Annotated in this window: 21 protein-coding genes; 12 read left to right on the top strand and 9 right to left on the bottom strand. The window is 63.9% G+C overall.

Annotation, left to right across the window (positions count from 1 at the left end):
- Window positions 1-254 (bottom strand): hypothetical protein (locus tag Q376_RS25245; protein WP_043448649.1); only part of this gene is annotated, 254 nt, incomplete at its 3' end.
- Window positions 255-317: 63 nt separating this feature from the next.
- Here Q376_RS25245 and rlmB point away from each other — a divergent pair.
- The 9 genes from rlmB to hemH all read left to right on the top strand — a co-directional run bounded on the left by rlmB (window position 318) and on the right by hemH (window position 7,210).
- A complete protein-coding gene (rlmB, locus tag Q376_RS0117915) occupies window positions 318-1,094 on the top strand; it encodes a 23S rRNA (guanosine(2251)-2'-O)-methyltransferase RlmB (RefSeq protein ID WP_027351469.1) in 777 nt (258 codons plus the stop codon).
- Between the two features lie 198 nt (window positions 1,095-1,292).
- On the top strand, window positions 1,293-1,718 hold the full coding sequence (rpsF, locus tag Q376_RS0117910; RefSeq protein WP_027351468.1) for a 30S ribosomal protein S6: 426 nt from the start codon (window positions 1,293-1,295) through the stop codon (window positions 1,716-1,718).
- Between the two features lie 22 nt (window positions 1,719-1,740).
- Window positions 1,741-1,968, top strand: a complete 228-nt coding sequence (gene rpsR / locus Q376_RS0117905) for a 30S ribosomal protein S18 (RefSeq protein ID WP_027351467.1) — start codon at window positions 1,741-1,743, stop codon at window positions 1,966-1,968.
- A 10-nt stretch (window positions 1,969-1,978) separates the two neighbouring features.
- A complete protein-coding gene (locus Q376_RS0117900; RefSeq protein ID WP_043448644.1) occupies window positions 1,979-2,833 on the top strand; it encodes a hypothetical protein in 855 nt (284 codons plus the stop codon).
- A gap of 12 nt (window positions 2,834-2,845) precedes the next feature.
- A complete protein-coding gene (gene rplI / locus Q376_RS0117895; RefSeq protein ID WP_027351465.1) occupies window positions 2,846-3,292 on the top strand; it encodes a 50S ribosomal protein L9 in 447 nt (148 codons plus the stop codon).
- Between the two features lie 222 nt (window positions 3,293-3,514).
- On the top strand, window positions 3,515-4,903 hold the full coding sequence (gene dnaB / locus Q376_RS0117890; RefSeq protein WP_027351464.1) for a replicative DNA helicase: 1,389 nt from the start codon (window positions 3,515-3,517) through the stop codon (window positions 4,901-4,903).
- 43 nt (window positions 4,904-4,946) lie between these two features.
- Window positions 4,947-5,246, top strand: a complete 300-nt coding sequence (locus Q376_RS0117885) for a hypothetical protein (RefSeq protein ID WP_027351463.1) — start codon at window positions 4,947-4,949, stop codon at window positions 5,244-5,246.
- Between the two features lie 475 nt (window positions 5,247-5,721).
- Window positions 5,722-5,985, top strand: coding sequence for a hypothetical protein (locus Q376_RS23375; RefSeq protein ID WP_155834405.1), 264 nt, complete (start codon window positions 5,722-5,724; stop codon window positions 5,983-5,985).
- Window positions 5,986-6,220: 235 nt separating this feature from the next.
- Window positions 6,221-7,210 (top strand): ferrochelatase, encoded by a 990-nt coding sequence (hemH, locus tag Q376_RS0117875; RefSeq protein WP_027351462.1) that lies wholly within the window; start codon window positions 6,221-6,223, stop codon window positions 7,208-7,210.
- A gap of 82 nt (window positions 7,211-7,292) precedes the next feature.
- Here the strand turns inward: hemH and mnhG are convergent, their stop codons facing one another.
- The 8 genes from mnhG to Q376_RS0117835 all read right to left on the bottom strand — a co-directional run bounded on the left by mnhG (window position 7,293) and on the right by Q376_RS0117835 (window position 15,343).
- The gene (mnhG, locus tag Q376_RS0117870; protein WP_043448637.1) at window positions 7,293-7,655 is read right to left on the bottom strand and encodes a monovalent cation/H(+) antiporter subunit G; all 363 of its coding nucleotides are present in this window, start codon (window positions 7,653-7,655) and stop codon (window positions 7,293-7,295) included.
- A gap of 14 nt (window positions 7,656-7,669) precedes the next feature.
- Window positions 7,670-7,939 (bottom strand): K+/H+ antiporter subunit F, encoded by a 270-nt coding sequence (locus Q376_RS0117865; protein WP_027351460.1) that lies wholly within the window; start codon window positions 7,937-7,939, stop codon window positions 7,670-7,672.
- 11 nt (window positions 7,940-7,950) lie between these two features.
- On the bottom strand, window positions 7,951-8,448 hold the full coding sequence (locus Q376_RS0117860; RefSeq protein ID WP_027351459.1) for a Na+/H+ antiporter subunit E: 498 nt from the start codon (window positions 8,446-8,448) through the stop codon (window positions 7,951-7,953).
- Window positions 8,445-9,977 (bottom strand): monovalent cation/H+ antiporter subunit D, encoded by a 1,533-nt coding sequence (locus Q376_RS23370; RefSeq protein ID WP_043448633.1) that lies wholly within the window; start codon window positions 9,975-9,977, stop codon window positions 8,445-8,447. Before Q376_RS23370 ends, Q376_RS0117860 begins: the two co-directional genes overlap by 4 nt.
- On the bottom strand, window positions 9,974-10,363 hold the full coding sequence (locus Q376_RS23365; RefSeq protein ID WP_052365498.1) for a Na+/H+ antiporter subunit C: 390 nt from the start codon (window positions 10,361-10,363) through the stop codon (window positions 9,974-9,976). Before Q376_RS23365 ends, Q376_RS23370 begins: the two co-directional genes overlap by 4 nt.
- A 1-nt stretch (window position 10,364) precedes the next feature.
- A complete protein-coding gene (locus tag Q376_RS0117845; RefSeq protein ID WP_027351458.1) occupies window positions 10,365-13,193 on the bottom strand; it encodes a monovalent cation/H+ antiporter subunit A in 2,829 nt (942 codons plus the stop codon).
- 467 nt (window positions 13,194-13,660) lie between these two features.
- Window positions 13,661-14,563 carry a cation diffusion facilitator family transporter gene (locus Q376_RS0117840; RefSeq protein ID WP_027351457.1) on the bottom strand — a complete coding sequence of 301 codons (903 nt, stop codon included), beginning with the start codon at window positions 14,561-14,563 and terminating at the stop codon, window positions 13,661-13,663.
- 51 nt (window positions 14,564-14,614) lie between these two features.
- On the bottom strand, window positions 14,615-15,343 hold the full coding sequence (locus Q376_RS0117835; protein ID WP_027351456.1) for a 16S rRNA (uracil(1498)-N(3))-methyltransferase: 729 nt from the start codon (window positions 15,341-15,343) through the stop codon (window positions 14,615-14,617).
- Window positions 15,344-15,470: 127 nt separating this feature from the next.
- On the opposite strand from Q376_RS0117835, the gene purD reads away from it, so the two are divergent.
- From purD to Q376_RS0117820, 3 genes are read left to right on the top strand one after another with little or no spacing between them, the layout of a single operon-like run.
- The gene (purD, locus tag Q376_RS0117830; protein ID WP_027351455.1) at window positions 15,471-16,775 is read left to right on the top strand and encodes a phosphoribosylamine--glycine ligase; all 1,305 of its coding nucleotides are present in this window, start codon (window positions 15,471-15,473) and stop codon (window positions 16,773-16,775) included.
- Between the two features lie 53 nt (window positions 16,776-16,828).
- Window positions 16,829-17,701 (top strand): phosphoribulokinase, encoded by an 873-nt coding sequence (locus Q376_RS0117825; RefSeq protein ID WP_027351454.1) that lies wholly within the window; start codon window positions 16,829-16,831, stop codon window positions 17,699-17,701.
- Between the two features lie 27 nt (window positions 17,702-17,728).
- Entirely contained in the window at window positions 17,729-18,070 is a 342-nt protein-coding gene (locus Q376_RS0117820; protein ID WP_027351453.1) for a histidine triad nucleotide-binding protein, read from the top strand.
- Window positions 18,071-18,292 lie beyond the last annotated feature (222 nt).

The raw sequence follows: 18,292 nt of genomic DNA, 5'->3' as shown, positions 1-18,292 counted from the left end.
AGGTCGAAGAAGCGCACTGCCAAGACTACTGAAGTGGCCAAGACCGAGAGCGCTGCTCCTGCTAGGTCGAAGAAGCGCACTGCCAAGACGACTGAGGCGGCCAAGACCGAGAGCGCTGCTGCGGCCGGGTCGAAGAAGCGTGCTACCAAAAACGCGGCCGATGAGAGCGAGCGTTCCTCCTCTGCGGGTAAAACCTCCAGGCCGAGACGCAGCGGCAAGAAGCCGCAAGGGCGTGATTGATGGCGCGTCGTCATCAGAATCTCTCCCGCCGTACTCCTGGTACGGACGGTGTCGCGACGAGGCGCCCCGCGCGTACGATGGGCGCCTCGCCGGTGCCGCCCAAGGGGTGTGAGGCGGTCTATGGGGTACACAGCGTTGAGGCCTTGCTGTCCGTCGAGAACGGTCGGGTCGAGCCGCCGAGGCAGCTGTGGATTCAGGAGGGCGATGCGGGTGAGCGTCTCGCCGAGCTCTGTGCCATCGCTTCCGAGCGGGGCATCGACATCCAGCGCTCATCGCGCGAGGCGCTCGATGCCGTCGCGAAAGGCGGCAATCATCAAGGAGTGGTGGCATTCTGTCCGCCGCTGGTCGCCGAGGCGGAGCAGAGCCTGCTCTGGCGCCTCGACGACTGGCGTGAGGCTCGGCCTGCGCTGCTGCTGGTATTGGATGGCGTCACCGACCCCCATAACCTCGGGGCTTGCTTGCGCAGTGTCGATGCGGCCGGTGCCCACGGCGTGATCGTTGCCAAGGATCGCGCCGCACCGCTCAACGCCACTGTGCGCAAAGTCGCCTCCGGTGCGGCGGAAGCGGTGCCGGTCTATCAGGTCACCAACCTTGCCCGTACGCTGGAGGCATTGCGCAGCCATGGCGTGTGGGTCTATGGGACCGCCGGGGAGGCGACCCAAAGCCTGTTCGAGGTCGATCTGCGCGGACCGTGCGCGCTGGTGATGGGTGCGGAGGGCAAGGGGCTCCGGCGGCTGACGCGCGAGCGCTGCGATGCGCTGGTCAAGCTGCCGATGGCGGGCAGGGTGTCGAGTCTCAACGTCTCCGTGGCGGCCGGCATCGGGCTTTTCGAAGCGGTGCGGCAGCGCGGTTGAGCGCTATGCTTGTAGTCCTGTGTCAGGATCATTAGAATATCGCGGCTTTTCGTCATATTCGCGGCCGCCGCTACAGCGGTGGTCCGCAATCGTGTTCCGACGGTTCGCCGTCGCGACATTCATCTCCCTCCTTGCTTCTTCCGGCTCCACGCCATTGCGTTGGAACGCGTCGAAGCTGTCAAACCGAAAGGAGACATCATGCGTCATTACGAAATCGTCTTCATGGTTCATCCGGACCAGAGCGAGCAGGTTCCGGCGATGGTCGAGCGTTACACCGGCATCGTCACCGAGAGCGGCGGCACCGTTCATCGTCTCGAAGATTGGGGTCGCCGCCACCTGGCCTACCCGATCAACAAGATCCACAAGGCGCACTACGTGCTGATGAACGTCGAGTGCGGCGCCGAAGCGCTGGCCGAGCTCGAGAACATCTTCCGCTTCAACGACGCGATCATCCGCAACATGGTCGTACGCACCAATGAAGCGGTCACCGAAGCCTCTCCGATGATGAGGGCCGGTGAAGAGCGCGGTCGCCGTCGTGATCGTGACGAGCGCGGCGATGGTGAGCGTAACGATGGCGAGCGTGACAGCGAAAGCTACCACGCTGAAAGAGCAACCGCTGAGTAAGATTCGTCCGGAGGATTGACCCATGGCACGCTTTTTCCGTCGCCGTAAGTTCTGCCGTTTCACCGCCGAAGGCGTGAAGCAGATCGATTACAAGGACATCGATACCCTGAAGTCCTACGTCACCGAAACCGGCAAGATCGTACCCAGCCGCATCACCGGTACCCGCGCTCGCTACCAGCGTCAGCTGGCCACTGCGATCAAGCGCGCGCGCTACCTGGCGCTGCTGCCGTACACCGACAGCCACCAGTAAGCGGGTACCCATGCTGCTAGCGTTCGCCAAATGGGTGATGCAGGGCCGTTACCAGGCGATCGGGGTGGCGCTGGCCGCCACCCTGGTACCTTGGTTCTTCTGGCTGGGCGCCGCAGTCGTCGCGCTTTGCGTGCTGCGCAAGGGCACGACGCAAGCAGCGCCGGTGCTGATCGCCGCCCTGATTCCCAGCCTGTTCTGGTGGACGCAGGGCGACGTGCTGCCGGTGAGCTGCATCGTGCTGGTCGCGCTCATGGCCGGCGTGCTGCGAGCCCGGACGCGCTGGAGCGAGACGCTGATCGCAGGCAGCCTGGTCTCCGCGGTGCTGGGCCAGAGCGGCATCTTCGTACCGCCCGACGCGGGGCTGCTGATCGAGCAGCTGCGTCAGAGTTCCGGGGAGATCGATGCCCTGCTGACCAGCTACGCGCAGCAGGGCATTTCGATCGATCAGCTCGCCAGCTTGCTGATCGGTGTAGTCACCGGGCTGATGATGCTGCTCGCTTCGGTCGCCTGTCTGGCGCTGGCGCGCAGTTGGCAGGCCGGGCTCTACAATCCGGGTGGCTTTCGCAGCGAGTTTCACCAGCTGCGTCTGCGTCCGGCCGAGCTCGGCGTGGTGATTGCGATCGCCCTGGTCGGTGGCCTGCTCGGCGCCCCCGCGGCGCTGCTGGTCGCTTGGGTGCCGCTGCTGGTGTCCGGCATCGCGCTGGTGCATGGGCTGCTGGGTATCAAGGGGATGAATGGGCTTTGGCTGGTGGGCTTCTATGCCCTGCTGCTGACCACCTGGCCCGCAATAGTGATAGTGCTGCTACTGGCGCTGATCGACAGCTTCGCGAACTTCCGCGGGCGTCTCGCCGGTAGTCAACGTTAAGAGGTCAACGAGATGGAAGTCATTCTGCTCGACAAGCTCGGCAAGCTGGGCGCCCTGGGTGACAAAGTCACCGTCAAGGCCGGCTACGGCCGTAATTACCTGATTCCCTACGGCCTGGCCGTACCGGCGAGCCAGGAAAACATCGATGCCTTCGAGGCTCGTCGCGCTGAGCTGGAAAGCGAAGCCGCGATCCGCAAGGCTGAAGCCGAAAGCCGCGCCGCTCAGCTGGCCGACATCGAGCTTTCGCTGACGGCCAAGGCCGGCGATGAAGGCAAGCTGTTCGGTTCCATCGGTCCGCGCGATCTGGCTGACGCCATCGCTCAGGCCGGCATCGACGTCGCCAAGAGCGAAGTGCGGATGCCGGAAGGCCCGATTCGCTCCACCGGCGAATACGATATCGACCTCCAGCTGCATTCGGACGTGTCGGCCGTCGTCCGCGTGGTCGTCACCGCCGAATAAGCGGTCCGCCACCGGTGGTTGAAAGGGGCACGCGCAAGCGTGCCCCTTTCTTTTCGGGCTCTGGCCTGGCCTTGTCCATCGACCTGCGCGGCTGGCCTGAATCGGCTGGTGGCATTACCATGCTCCTACCTCCGCACGCCTCTGGCCGCTCATTGGCGGCGTGGGCGCGGAAGAATTCTCGTATCGCCCCTTCGGGGCTTGCCTTCACTTCACGGACCCCATATGAGCGAAGTGACCGAGCGCGATCAAGAAACCGCTGCGCTCAAGGTGCCACCCCATTCCGTCGAGGCCGAGCAGTCGGTGCTGGGCGGTCTGATGCTAGACAACAGTGCCTGGGACCTGGTCTCCGAGCGTCTGATCAGTGATGACTTCTATCGCTTCGAGCATCGCTGCATCTTCAATGCGGTCAAGCAGCTGCTCGAGGAGAGCCGCGCCGTCGACGTGGTGACGCTCTCCGAAGCGCTGGAGCTGCGCGACCAGCTCGATCAGGTGGGTGGGTTGGCCTATCTTGCCGAACTGGCTCGAAACACCCCCTCGGCCAGCAACATTCGCGCCTACGCCGATATCGTGCGCGAGCGCGCGACGCTGCGTAAATTGATCCAGGCCGCCAATCAGATCGCCGAGGGGGCTTTCACTCCCCAGGGGCGTCCCGCCGATGAGCTGGTCAACGAGGCCGAGCGGCTGGTCTTCCAGATATCCGAGTCCCGGCCCAAGTTCGGCGGCCCTGTGGGAATGAGCAGTCTGCTCACCAAGGCAGTCGACAGGATCGACCAACTGTTCAATCTCAAGGGCCAGATGACCGGGTTGTCGACCGGGTTTCGCGACCTGGACGAGATGACCTCGGGATTGCAGCCTGCGGATCTGGTGATCGTTGCGGGGCGCCCGTCGATGGGCAAGACCACCTTCGCGATGAATCTGGTCGAGCACGCCGTGGTCAGCAGCGACAAAGCGTCGATCGTGTTCTCGATGGAGATGCCGGCAGAGCAGCTGATGCTGAGGATGATCTCTTCGCTGGGGAGAATCGACCAGACCCGGGTGCGTACCGGCCAGCTGGAGGACGAGGACTGGCCTCGACTGACCTCGGCGGTCAACCTGCTCAAGGATCGCAAGCTCTACGTCGACGATACGCCGGCGCTGTCGCCCAACGAGATGCGCGCTCGAATTCGGCGGCTGGTCCGTGAAGCGGGCAGCATCGGCTTGATCATGATCGACTACCTGCAGCTGATGCAGGTACCGGGGATGTCCGAGAACCGTACTGCGGAGATCTCCGAGATATCCCGCTCACTCAAGGGGCTGGCGAAGGAGTTCAGCTGCCCTGTGGTGGCGCTTTCGCAGCTCAACCGCTCGCTCGAGCAGCGTCCCAACAAACGCCCGGTGATGTCGGACCTGCGCGAGTCGGGCGCCATCGAGCAGGACGCCGACCTGATCGCCTTCGTCTACCGCGACGAAGTCTATAATCGCGACAACCCCGATAACAAAGGGCTTGCCGAGCTGATCATCGGCAAGCAGCGTAACGGCCCGATCGGCACCGTGCACATGGCCTTCGTGGGCAAGTACACCCGCTTCGAGGATCTTGCCCCGGACAGCTACGGCCAGTTCGGCGACGAGTGATTTCCTGGTTCTACACTGATTCGAAAACGAGGTATTGGCATAGATGGCAGCAGGATTTCGCCGCAGCGGTCGGCGTCGACAACCCAAGCTCGAGGCGCGCGGTGTGCTCGAGAGCCTCGATCGGGAAGGGCCGTTCAAGGAGTGGCTCGGCATGCCGGATCTTTATCGCCATGTGCTGGTGGTAGGCGGCGAGACCTATACCTATCAGGTGGAAGATGCCGAGCTGCCGGTGAAGGTCGGCGACATGGTGGTGTTCCGCTATCGTGAAGCCAAGGCCGGTAAATGGATCGATCGCAATTCCCTAGGCGTCGCGATCGACCCCAGCACCTATCAGCGCGACTGAGCGACGCCTCGTCCTGATTCGACCGTTGACCACCACATGGTGGCAAGAGTGCCTGCTTGAGCGGGCGCTCTTGATCTTGAATGTCCCAGCGCCGCCGGCGTTCTCTCGCATTCTCTTTCGGCTTTTCACCTACTCCCCCCGGCTCTTCTCCTCGCCGGCTGCCGGCATGCCCCTCCTCGAAGCGTTGGACCATCGGTCGCAAGAGCTGGTTGAGTCGTGCCTGAAGAGGGTGGGCCTGAGGCGTCCCATTGATGCGCCCGCTGGTGTGAGGGATAGAACGGCGCTTTTAGTTGTCCTACAGTGGAGCAGTCATCTTGCTGACACTCGGTGTCGGTAGCATGGCCGTACGTACCGCCCAGGAGGGCGCGGTACGCATTCGCGGTGGTCTGGCAATGCATGCGACCTTGCGCCCAGGAAGGGCGCGCCGCGAAACAAGAGAGCAATAAAGATGCAATGAAGGAGAACCGATATGGACATGCATCAACTCGAGCATGACACCGAGCGACTCGGTGAATTGGAATTGAACGTCATAGCTTCGGTAGGCAATCAGCTTTATCAGATCGAATGTCGTGACGACCGCCATGTCTGGCTGTTGGAACGCAAGGGGCGGCCCCAACTGTTCCGCTCGTTGGATGCCGCATTCGATGTACTGCGGACCCTCGGCGTCAAGCGTGCCTTTCTGGTCGAAGCCGCGCAGATCGATATCCCCGCCAGCGAGCGCACCGCGCTGGCGTTGTGACCATGTCGTACCATTCGGCGCGCACCTAGTTTCAATCCCACTCGTTACTTCCCGCCGAGACGCCGCTATAGCCGGCGTCTCATAGTGTCGTTCAATCCGCTGTCATAGACAGGATTGGCCCGTTCTATCTCTTCCCAGGAGCTATAATGCCGCCAGTTCTGGTGGGATGGCCGCATGGTACCAAGGCAGCCACCGCCTCCAGGAGAGACGGAGTCGAAGAATCAAGGAGTCGTTGATGCCAAGTCCGCGTTTCGGAGTACTGCTCGTCAATCTAGGTACGCCCGAGGCACCTACCGCTCCCGCTGTCAGGCGTTATCTGGCTGAGTTCCTTTCCGACCGCCGGGTGGTGGATACGCCACGGCCGATATGGCTGCCGATACTCTATGGCGTGGTGCTGCCTTTCCGCCCGCCCAAGGTCGCTAAGGCCTACCGCTCGATCTGGACCGATGAGGGATCACCGCTGCTGGTGATGTCGCGCCGTCAGCAGCGTGCGCTTGCCGAGCGCCTCGCTGAGCGCTTCGACGAGGAGATCCCGGTCGAGCTTGCGATGACCTATGGTCGACCGAGCATGGAGGAGGCGATCGAGGCGCTGCGGGCCAAGGGAGTGCAGCGGCTGTTGATGCTCCCTCTGTATCCACAGTTCTCTCGCTCCACCACCGCTTCGGTGTTCGACAGCTTGGCGCGTGTTCTGGCCTCGTGCCCGGCGCATCCGGAGCTTCGCACCGTACGCAGCTACCACGATCATCCGGGCTATATCTCGGCGCTCGCCGCCAGCGTCCGTGAGCATTGGGATCATCAGGGTTATCGAGGCCATTTGGTGATGTCCTACCACGGCGTGCCGAAGCGCTACGCGGAGGAGGGCGATCCCTACGCGAGCGAATGTGCGACGACCAGCCGCTTGCTTGCCGAAGCGCTGGGGCTTGAGGATGGGGAGTGGACGATGACCTTCCAGTCGAGATTCGGGCGCGAGGAGTGGCTCAAGCCCTACACCGACATGACGCTCGCTGCCTGGGGCAAGCAGAAGCGCTTCGACGCCATCGACATCATGAGTCCCGCATTCGCGGCCGACTGCCTAGAGACCCTCGAGGAGCTAGCGATCCAGAACAAGGAGAACTATCTCGAGGCGGGCGGTGAGCGCTATGCGTACATTCCCGCGCTCAATGACCGTGAGGATCACCTGGCGCTCTTCACCGATCTGGTCGTCCAGCACACCCAAGGCTGGTAGTCATCGAGTGCAAAAGAAGGGCCGCCTCGCACTGCTGCGAGGCGGCCCTTTTTCCTTTGCTGGCCCGAAAAGAACCGAACGCTCAGTCCTGGTCGATCTTTTCGTTGAGCTCGAATGGCCCGCCCTGGGTATTGGACTGCCGCGGGAGCTTCAGATGGAGTGCGCTCATGGTCAGGAGGTGGGCGCTCACCGGCGCGGAGATCAGTACGAACAGCGTAAGGATCAGCTCGGGAAAACGCAGCGTGCCGGTGTGGAACCAGAAGAACAGGATCGATGCGAGGATCATGCAGCCGAGCGCCATCGTCGAGCTCATCGCCGGCCCGTGCATGCGCATGTAGAAGTCGTTGAATCGCACCATGCCGATACCGCCGACCACTGCGGTCAGGCCGCCGCATACCAGCAGGAGGGCGACGACGAGCTCGACCAAAAAGCCCAGGTATTCCATTGGAATTGCCTCCTTTACTCGATGATCATGCCGCGCAGCAAATATTTGCACAGCGCGGCGATGCTTAGGAAACCGAACATCGCGATCAGCATCGCTGCTTCGAAATCGAAGCGAGTGCCGGTGCTGATACCCATCAAAATCACCGGGCCGATCGCGTTCATGTACATGGTGTCGAGCGCCGCGATCCTGTCGGGCAGGCTGGGGCCGATCAGGACGCGGTAGGCGTTCAGGCAGAACGCGACCATGTAGAGAAGTGCGCTGATCCAGATCCCCCATTCGAGGATCGACATCGAACCTAGCATCCGAAGATCTCCTTGAGCGGGCGTTCGTAGCGCTCGTAGATGAAGTTGACCAGCGCCTCCCGGTCATCGACGTCGAGGGCATGGATCAGCAGGGTGTTGTCGTGAGGGCGCAGGTGCGCCGACAGCGTGCCCGGCGACAGCGAGATCGTGCTGGTCAGCAGGGTGATCGGAAATGGCTCCTGCATCGCCAGCGGATAGATGATGAATCCAGGCCGTGAATGATGGCTAGGCGAAAGCACCTTACGCCCGACCGCCAGGTTGGCGACGATGATGTCGTAGAACACGTGGAAGACGAAGAGCACCAGCTTGAACGGCTTGTGGATCTTCGGCTGCGGCACCCAGAACGCATCGGTGAGCTTGGGGATGATCAGGGCGAGGAAGAACGCCAGTACCGCGCTGCCCGGGGTGAATGAGGTGAGCAGCAGCCACGTGAAGAAGATCAACGTGGAAATGAAGGGATGGGTGATGAGCCAATGGAAGAAGCGTTTCATGATCCGCTCTCCTCTCCGGCGGTGTCGATGGAGATACCGAGCAGCGCCTCGGTGTAGGCATTGGTATCGAGCAGCTGCGCAGTGATCGTATCGGTGTAGGCGCTAATCGGGCCGGCGAAGATCGGCATCAGCACGGCCACGCCGATTAGCATGACCACGGCACCGCCTGTGCGCAGGTTGAGCAGCGGCCCCTTGGTCGAGGCGCTCGCGCCCGAGCGCCAGAACACCGTGGTGCCGGCGCGCGAGATGCTGACGATGCCCAGCAGGGTCGAACCGAGCACCAGCGGCCAGAGCCATGCTCCCTCGCTGCCCTGGGCGCTGAACAGGATCAGGGTCTTGGCCAGCGCGCCGGAGAACGGCGGCAAACCGAGGATGCCGAGCATGCCGACCATGTAGAGCGCACCGAGCAGATAGGGCTGGCGCAGCCGCCGGCTCTTGACGATGCGGGTGCTGGCGCGTCCGCGCTGGCGGCCGATCACCTCGGAGAGCAGGAACAGTCCCGCGCTGATGAAAGTGGTATGGGGCAGGTAGAAGAGCAGGGCGCTATAGCTCGCCGGATGGCTCATGCCGAGCGCGGCGACCATGGTGCCGACCGAGATCAGGGTCAGGTAGCTGACCTGCAGGCGTAGGTCAGGGCTCGAGAATACACCGATGCCGCCGATCGCCAGGGTGGCGAGGCCGCCCCACCATAGCCAGACGTGGGCGAAGTTGGCGAGCTCTCCGGCATGGTCGCCGAAGACCTGCGTATACACCCGCAGGATCGAGTAGATACCCACCTTGGTCATGATCGCGAAGATCGCCGCCACCGCCCCCGGCGCCGCGGCGTAGGCGCGGGGCAGCCAGAAATGCAGCGGCAGGATCGCCGACTTGAGCAGGAACACCGCCATCAGCAGCAGCGCGGCCGATTGCACGAGCGCGGCGCGGCGCGGATCCATATTGGTGACCTGCACCGCGAGATCGGCCATGTTGAGCGTGCCGAGGGTGCCGTAGAGCGTGCCAATCGCGATCAGGAAGAAAGACGACGCCGCGATGTTGAGCACCACGTAGTGCAGCCCGGCCAGGGTCCGCTTGCGTCCGCCGGAGTGCAGGATCAGTCCGTAGGAGGCGATCAGCAGGATCTCGAAGAAGACGAAGAGGTTGAAGATGTCGCCGGTCAGGAAGGCGCCGTTGATCCCCATCAGCTGGAACTGGAACAGCGCGTGGAAGTTGCTGCCCCGGGCGTCCTGACCGCCGGAGGAATAGAGCAGCGCCGCCGAGCCGAGGAGGGTGGAGATCAGCACCATGTAGGCGGCGAGGCGGTCGAGCACCAGAATGATCCCGAACGGCGGCTGCCAGCCGCCCAGCGCGTAGCTGCGGATCGTACCGTCGCTGCTCTGGACCAGCAGAGTGATCGCCACCGCCAGCTGCGCGACCATGCCGATGGCGGCGAGCGTGCGGTGGAATCGCTGGCTGTCGCCGCGCTTGAACAGCATCAGCGCGCCGAGCAGCAGCGGCAGGACGATGGGAGCAATGATCAGATGGTCACTCACCTTTTGATGCCTCCACGAGCCTGGTTGAGCTCGAGCGGGTCATCGTGCTTGCTGCGCCGTGACTGGCGCCGACGCCCATTGACGTGGTCGCTGCCGAGATCCCCGCGAGCGCGAATCGCCAGGATGATCACGAACGCTGTCATCGCGAAGCCGATCACGATGGCGGTCAGTACGAGTGCCTGTGGCAGCGGGTCGACATCGGGAAGGCCGTCGTTGACCAGATTGCTGGCGCCGAGCTTGAGCCGCCCCATCGAGAACAGGAACAGGTTGGCCGCGTAGGTCAGCAGGGTCAGACCGAGGACCACCGGAAAGGTGCGCCCTCGCAGGGTCAAGTAGATGCCGCAAGTGGTCAGGATTCCGACCGCGGCGGAAAACAGCGCTTCCATCTCAATGGTGCTCCATCGTGGTGGATTTGGTCGACGCCTTGCGCGCTTCGCGCGCCGGGCTGTGCGGCGTCGCCAGCTTGCCCAGATTGGCGAGAATCATCATCGTCGAGCCGATTACGACCAGGTAGATGCCGAGATCGAACACCAGGGCGGTGGCGAGTTCGAGCTCGCCGATCAGCGGCAGGTGGAAGTAGTCGAACCAGGAGGTCAAGAACGGCTCGCCGAAGGCCCAGGCGCCCATGCCGGTGAAGGCGGCGACCAGCAGGCCGGCGGCGATCACGTGCTGGTAGTCGACCCGCAGCCGGCGCAGGGTCCATTCCACGCCACGCGCCATGTAGAGCATGATCAGCGCCGACGCGGCGACCAGCCCGCCGATGAATCCTCCGCCCGGCAGGTTGTGGCCGCGCAGGAAGATGTAGACCGAGACCATCAGCGCCAGCGGGAACAGCACCTGGGAAACCGAGCCGAAGATCGTCGGGTAGTACTCCGGCGACCAGGGACGGTTCTCCGCGCTGGTGGTCGGCACGAAGATCTTCATCCGGTTGAGCAGCTTGAGCACGCCGAGTGCGGCGATGCCGAGCACCGCGATCTCGCCGAAGGTATCGAAGCCACGGAAGTCGACCAGGATCACGTTGACCACGTTGTAGCCGCCGCCGCCGGGCTTGGCCTGCTCGGTGAAGAAGTTGCCGATGGTCTCATAGGGCTGGGTCAGGACCGCGAAGTTGATGCTCGCGATCACGATGCCGATCGCCCCGGCGAGAATCAGGTCGCGCAGGATGCGGATCCCGCTCGATGCCTTGGGCGTCTGCTGAGGGAGGAAGAACAGGGTCAGCAGCATCAGGATAACGGTGACCGTCGATACCACCAGCTGCGTCAGCGCGAGATCCGGTGCGGAGAAGCGCAGGAAGGTGAGGATCACCATCAGCTCGGTGATCGACAGGCAGATCAAGGCGATCAGCCGCTGGCGCTGGAAGTAGACCGTAGCGATCGCCCCCGTGGCCATCAGCGTGGCACCGACGATGATGTAGGGATCGAGCGGCTGCATCGGCACCTCACCCATCAGCACCGGCATGCGCAGCAGGCCGAAGCTGGCCAGCACCAGCATCATCGCCATCATCAGGAACACGTAGCGCTGCAGCGAACGTGAGTCGAAGCGGTCCAGGGCGCGGGCGCAGAACGCGGTGGCGCGCTGCACCGCGCCCTCGAACACGTACTTGGCGTCGGTGACGAGGAAGTCGCGGCGGAAGCTGTTGAGCCCGCCGCGCAGCAAATAGAGCACGGCGCCGAAGGCCATCGCCGCGATGCTCATCATCAGCGGCAGGTTGAAGCCGTGCCACAGCGACAGATCCTGGCCGTCCATGGCGTTCGGGGCGACCGCGCTCATCGCCACGTCGAGCAGGGGGCCTACGATCTGCGCCGGGAACATCCCGACCGCGAGGCACAGAAGGATCAGTACCTCGATCGGCAGGCGCATCGGCCTCGGCGCCTCGTGGGGCTCCTTGGGCAGGAAGCGCGGTGCGCCGCGGTAGAACACATCGACCACCAGGCGCAGCGAATAGGCCACCGAAAGTGCCGAGCCTACCGTCGCAAGCGCCGGGATCAGCCAGGAGAGTCCGCCGAGGTTCTGGGTCTGCAGGCTCTCGGTGAGGAACATCTCCTTGGAGATGAAGCCGTTGAGCAGCGGCACCCCGGCCATCGAGGCGCCGGCCACGGTGGCGAGGGCGGCGGTGAACGGCATGTACTTGCGCAGGCCGCCGAGCTTGCGCGAGTCCCGGGTGCCGCATTCATGGTCGACGATGCCCACCGCCATGAACAGCGACGCCTTGAAGATCGCATGGTTGACTACGTGGAAGACCGCGGCGAGGGTGGAGAGCCGGGTATCGAGGCCGAGCAGCATGGTGATCAGGCCGAGGTGGCTGATCGTCGAGTAGGCGAGCAGTCCCTTGAGATCGTATTGCACCATGGCCATGTAGGCGCCGTAGAACATGGTGAACAGCCCGACCAGGGTGACGATGTAGTACCAGGCATCGGTGCCGCTGATCACCGGGTAGAGGCGGATCATCAGGAAGATCCCCGCCTTGACCATGGTGGCGGAGTGCAGGTAGGCGCTCACCGGGGTGGGCGCGGACATCGCGTGGGGCAGCCAGAACTGGAAGGGGAACTGCGCCGACTTGCTGAATGCGCCGATCAGTACCAGCACCAGCACCACCATGTAGGCGGGATGCTCGCGGATCATGTCACCCGAATCGAGGATCGTGCCGATATCGAAGGTACCGACGATCTTGCCGATCAGCATGAAGCCCGCGAGCAGGCAGAGGCCGCCGGCGCCGGTGACCGCCAGGGCCATCCTGGCCCCCTTGCGCGCGCTGCTCTGGTGGGTCCAGAAGCTGATCAGCAGGAACGACGAGATGCTGGTCAGCTCCCAGAAGAACCACAGCAGCAGCAGGTTGTCCGAGGTGACGATCCCGAGCATCGAGGTCATGAACAGCATCAGGTAGCTGTAGAACCGCGCCATCGAGTCCTCGGGCGCCAGATAGTAGCGCGCATAGACGATGATCAGCAGACCGATGCCGAGAATCAGCAGGGCGAAGAGCAGTGACAGGCCGTCGAGGCGGAAGGCGAGTTCGAGTCCGAGCTGCGGCACCCATGGCAGGCTGTAGCGGACGATCTGGCCATCGAATACCGAGACCGAGAGGAAGATGGTCAACACCAGCGCGCACAGCGGCAGTATGGCGGTGAGGCAGGCGCTTCCCGTGCGCCCGGCACGCGCGCCCAGGAGGGGAACGAGACTGCCCAGCAGCGGGAGCAGGACGATCAACGGCAAGGTCATGTACGCGCTCTCAGGCTTCGGTTCGACGGGCCCTGCCTCGTCCGGTTCGACGTCGTGGCGAAGGGCATGCATGCTTTTTTATCGGCCGGGTGCTGTGAGCCGGGCGCCTGTCGCCGTGGCAGGCGGGAACTTCTCGCTTGCGCGGATTCAGGCGGATTAGGTGGCTCACGGCCAAGCCGAGGATGGCAATTGGTTCGGTGCTCGGCGAAACGCTCGGGGAAGGGGATGGCAGCCGACCCAGGGTCGATTGGAGCTCCCTTCGCGCTGTCGCGGCGATTTCATTAGTTAGCTGTAAAATGAATTCACGACAGCGCTCGGTACACCGCTCGAGCGACGCTAAGTTAATGTTCGAGCTCCAAAAATGTAACATTCATCAGTGTCGGTCGCCAGCAAACCAAGCTTAAGCCAACATTTTCCTCGCCGTGCCGCTTGGCCTCTCGTCATCCCCCTTCTGGCGGGTTCCAGGATCACTGCGCCCAGCGTGGATCGCTGGTGAAAGAGATGGTCAGCCAGCGCTCCGGCGCCGCTTCCCCGAGCGCGTTCGCGATCTCTTCCCGCCAGCCGTCGAGCCGCGCGATGGTGCCGATCTCTGCATTCTCGGCGAGCAGTACGTGGATCTCGATGAAGCGCGCCCGTCCGCTGCGCTGGACGTAGGAGGTGAAGCCGGCGAGCCCGTGGCGTGCGACGAACGCCTGCATCGTCTCCCGCACCTGTTGATCCAGTGAGCTAGGCACCATCTGCAGCAGGTCCTTGAACGCCGGCATCGAGGCGCGAAGGGCGGTCGGCGCGATGATCAGCGAAATCACCACCAGGATCAGCGGGTCGAGGTAGGGGGTCAGCGCGCGGTATCCGGTATCGGCGAGTATCCAGGCGCAGACGAAGGCGCACAGCAGGCCGAGGGAGAGAATGCCGTCGGTCATCCAGCTCAGGGTGTCGAAACGCACCAGCGGTGAGTTCAGCCGCCGATTGCGCCGGCGCAGGTAGGCGTAGTAGCCGAAGTCGATCAGGGTGAAGAGCGCCGCATAAATCGACGCCAGGCCGAAGTCGATCGCGTGGCCGCCGCTGAGCAGGCCGAGGATGCCGGAGCTCATCGCATAGACCGCGATCAGCAGCAGGAAGCCGCCCTCGACCAGCATCGCGATCGGTTCGAGATGCCAGTAGCCGAACTGGAAGCGACGGCTCGACTCACGGGCGATCAGCCGGGCGGTGACCAGCATCAGGATCTTGATCAGGGTGGCGACGACCGAGAAGATCCCATCGAAGAGGATCGACTGCGAAGCGGCGAAGAGGCCGAAGAAAATACCGCAGACGGCGACCAGCGCCATCATCAGGGTCGACTGCTTGAGCAGCCGCTGTTCGAGTGAGGCCATGATTGGTCTCGATGATTGATGGGAGGGATGGGTGGGGAGAAGGCGCCGGGCTCAGTAGAGCCTGGAGAGCAGCGCCACCACTGCGGTTTCTACCCGCAGGATACGCTCGCCGAGATGGATGCCTTCACAGCCGGCGTCGATCAGCCGCTCGACCTCGTAGTCGATGAACCCTCCCTCGGGACCGATCGCCAGCAGCAGCGGCGCATCGAGCGGCAATCCGCGTGGACAGGCTGCCGCCGCGCCGGGGTGGGCGACCAATCCTCGGCGCCCCTCGAGCAGCGCGGGCAGCTGGTCCTCGACGAACGGCTTGAAGCGGGTGACCAGCTCGACCGCCGGCATCAGCGTGTCGCGGGCCTGCTCGAGCCCGAGCTCGAGATGCTGACGGATCTTTTCCGCTCCCAGCTCCGGGGACTGCCAGTAGCTCTTCTCGACCCGCGCGGTGTGGAGCAGGGTCAGGCGCTTGACCCCGAGAGTGGCGATATTCTCGAGGCTGCGTGCGAGCATGCGCGGACGCGGCAGCGCCAGCAGCAGGTGCAGGTCCAGCGGCTGCGGCGCGGCGCGGCGCGGGGTGAAGGCGAAGCGCGCGAGGCCGCGGTCGAAGGCGAGCAGCTCGCCTTCGCCGATATCGCCGTCGATCTCGCCGAGCTGGTAGCGCTCGCCGATGGTGGCGCGATGCACCTCGTGGAGATGGCGCAGCCTGCGTGGATCGCGTAGCTCCACATAGGCGGTTCCATCGGGGGAGTGGTGCAGGGATTCGGAGGGAAACAGGATCAGGTTCATCGATTCGTGACTCATTGCCAGCCGCTAGCATAGCAGTTCGGGCACATCTCGGTCGCGCCGCCGCTGGCGCGGTTTTCTGGCATAATCGGCGGCTGAATCCGACTCAAGTTCAAGCGGGATGGTATCCATGAAGGTATTGATCATCGGCGGTGGCGGCCGCGAGCACGCCCTGGCATGGAAAGCGGCGCAGTCGAGCGCGGTCGAGCGTGTCTTCGTCGCTCCGGGCAACGCGGGTACCGCACGCGAGGAGAAGCTCGAGAACGTGGCGATCGATATCGACGATTTCGATGCGCTGGTCGATTTCGCCAAGCGCGAGGCCGTCGAGCTGACCATCGTCGGTCCCGAGGCGCCGCTGGTCGCCGGCATCGTCGATCGCTTCGAGCGCGAGGGGCTCAAGATCTTCGGCCCCAGCGCCAAGGCCGCCCAGCTCGAGGGCTCGAAGTCGTTCACCAAGGACTTCCTTGCCCGCCATGCGATTCCCACTGCCGAGTACCGCACCTTCACCGAGGTCGGCGAGGCGCTTGCCTACCTCGATGCGCTCGCCGTCGAAGGCCGCGCTGCGCCGATCGTGGTTAAGGCCGACGGCCTTGCCGCCGGCAAGGGGGTAGTGGTCGCCACCACCGAGCAGGAGGCGCGCGCGGCGGTGCGCGACATGCTCGAGGCCAACGCCTTCGGCGATGCCGGCGCGCGGGTGGTGATCGAGGAGTTCCTCGACGGTGAAGAGGCGAGCTTCATCGTCATGGTCGATGGCGACAAGGTGCTGGCGATGGCCACCAGCCAGGACCACAAACGCGCGCTCGACGGCGATCTCGGTCCCAATACCGGAGGCATGGGGGCGTATTCGCCGGCACCCGTGGTCACCGCCGAGATCGACGCGCGGATCATGCGCGAGGTGATCGAACCGACCGTGCGCGGGATGAAGGAAGAGGGCGCGCGCTATGTCGGCTTCCTCTATGCCGGGCTGATGATCGACGCCGAAGGCGCGCCCAAGGTGATCGAGTACAACTGCCGCTTCGGCGATCCCGAGACCCAGCCGATCATGCTGCGGCTGCGCTCCGATCTGGTCGCGCTCTGCCTTGCGGCATTGGAGGGAAGGCTCGACCGGGTCGCCTGCGACTGGGACCCGCGTCCGGCGGTCGGCGTGGTACTCGCGGCCGGCGGCTACCCCGGAAGCTACCGCAGAAACGATCCGATCACTGGGCTCGACGCCGCCGAGGCGCTCGGCGCCAAGGTGTTCCATGCCGGTACCACGATGGACGGCGATGGACGAGTGCTTTCAAGCGGTGGTCGGGTGCTCTGCGTCACGGCACTGGGAGAGAGCGTTTTCGATGCGGCGGCGGCGAGCTATCGCGGGCTCGAGGAGATCGAGCTGGAGGGAGCGGTGTATCGGCGCGACATCGCCCATCGTGCGATCGCGCGCGAAAACGCCTAATCTGGGGCTCTGGCCCGAGCGGGTCGTCGGGATTATCAGAGGGGAGGGAGTCGATGTCGCGTGAGTACCCGATCGTCGCCGTGACTGGCTCGTCGGGCGCAGGCACCACTACGGTGCGCCGCGCCTTCGAGCGCATGTTCGAGCGCGAAGCGGTGCATGCCGCCTACGTCGATGGCGACGCTTTCCATCGCTATACCCGCGATGATCTCGCGCGGATTCGCCGTGAGGAGCCGGAGCGCAAGCACCAGCTCTCGCACTTCCATGTCGAGGCCAACCTGCTCGACCGCTTGGAGGCGCTGTTCGCCGAGTACAATGCGCGCGGTACCGGCGACTATCGCCATTACATCCATGCCGAAGACAAGCGGATGCTTGAGGCCGGCCATCGGGTCGGTACCTTCACCGAGTGGCAGCCGCTGCCTGCCGGCACCGATCTGCTGTTCTACGAGGGCCTGCATGGAGGCCTGGTCACCGACGAGTACGATATCGCCCGCCACGTAGACCTGCTGGTGGGTGTGGCGCCGACGGTCAACCTCGAATGGATCCAGAAGATCGACCGCGATATCAACATGCGCGGCTACTCCCACGAGGCGGTGGTCGACACCATCCTCGGCCGGATGCAGGACTACGTGCGCTACATCCAGCCGCAGTTCTCGCGCACCCATATCAACTTCCAGCGGGTGCCCACGGTCGATACCTCCAACCCCTTCGAGCCGCAGTCGATTCCGACCGACGCCGAGTCGTTCGTGGTGATCCGTTTTCGCGATCGCATGCAGGTCGACTTCCCCTACCTGCTGGCGATGATCCAGGGGTCGTTCATCACCCGCCCGCATACCCTGGTGGTCCCGGGTGCCAAGATGCCGCTCGCGATCGAGCTGATCATCGCACCGAAGATCGAGTCGCTGCTCGCCCAGCGGCGTTTCCGCTAGTTCCCCGCCGATAACCACGAGGATTTCATGAGCACGCTGTTCGACAAGATCATCGCCCGCGAGGTCCCCGCCGAGATCGTCTACGAGGACGATCAGGTGCTGGCCTTCAACGACATCAACCCTCAGGCACCGACCCATGTGCTGATCATCCCCAAGAAGCCGATCGCCACGCTCAACGATCTCACCGAGGAGGATGCCGCTTTGGTCGGGCGTCTGCCGCTCGTCGCCGCCCGGCTCGCCAAGCAGCTCGGCTTCGCTGAAGAGGGCTATCGGGTGGTGATGAACTGCAACGAGTACGGGGGCCAGAGCGTCTACCACATCCATATGCATCTGCTCGGCGGGCGCCGGTTCAACTGGCCGCCGGGCTGAGGCGCCGGTTTCGCGAGCATTGCGCGATCGATCACGGCGGCCTGGGCACCTAGCCCGGGCCGCCGTCGTTCACAGATTAATGACAAACCCCTTTTAGACCCAGCGATACTTTCGATCCTGGCGAGTCGAGAACCGTTTTCGCCCCAACGAACCTATCGCTCGTTTAGATGCGAGGGGCGGACCCCTCGCGCTCCCCCTGATGGGGACGCGCCGCCACAAGAT

The sequence above is a fragment of the Halotalea alkalilenta DSM 17697 genome (assembly GCF_000621205.1).
GTDB classification, from domain to species: domain Bacteria; phylum Pseudomonadota; class Gammaproteobacteria; order Pseudomonadales; family Halomonadaceae; genus Halotalea; species Halotalea alkalilenta.
The sequence above is the reverse complement of the archived record's forward strand: the minus strand, read 5'-3'. Positions and strand labels throughout refer to the sequence as shown.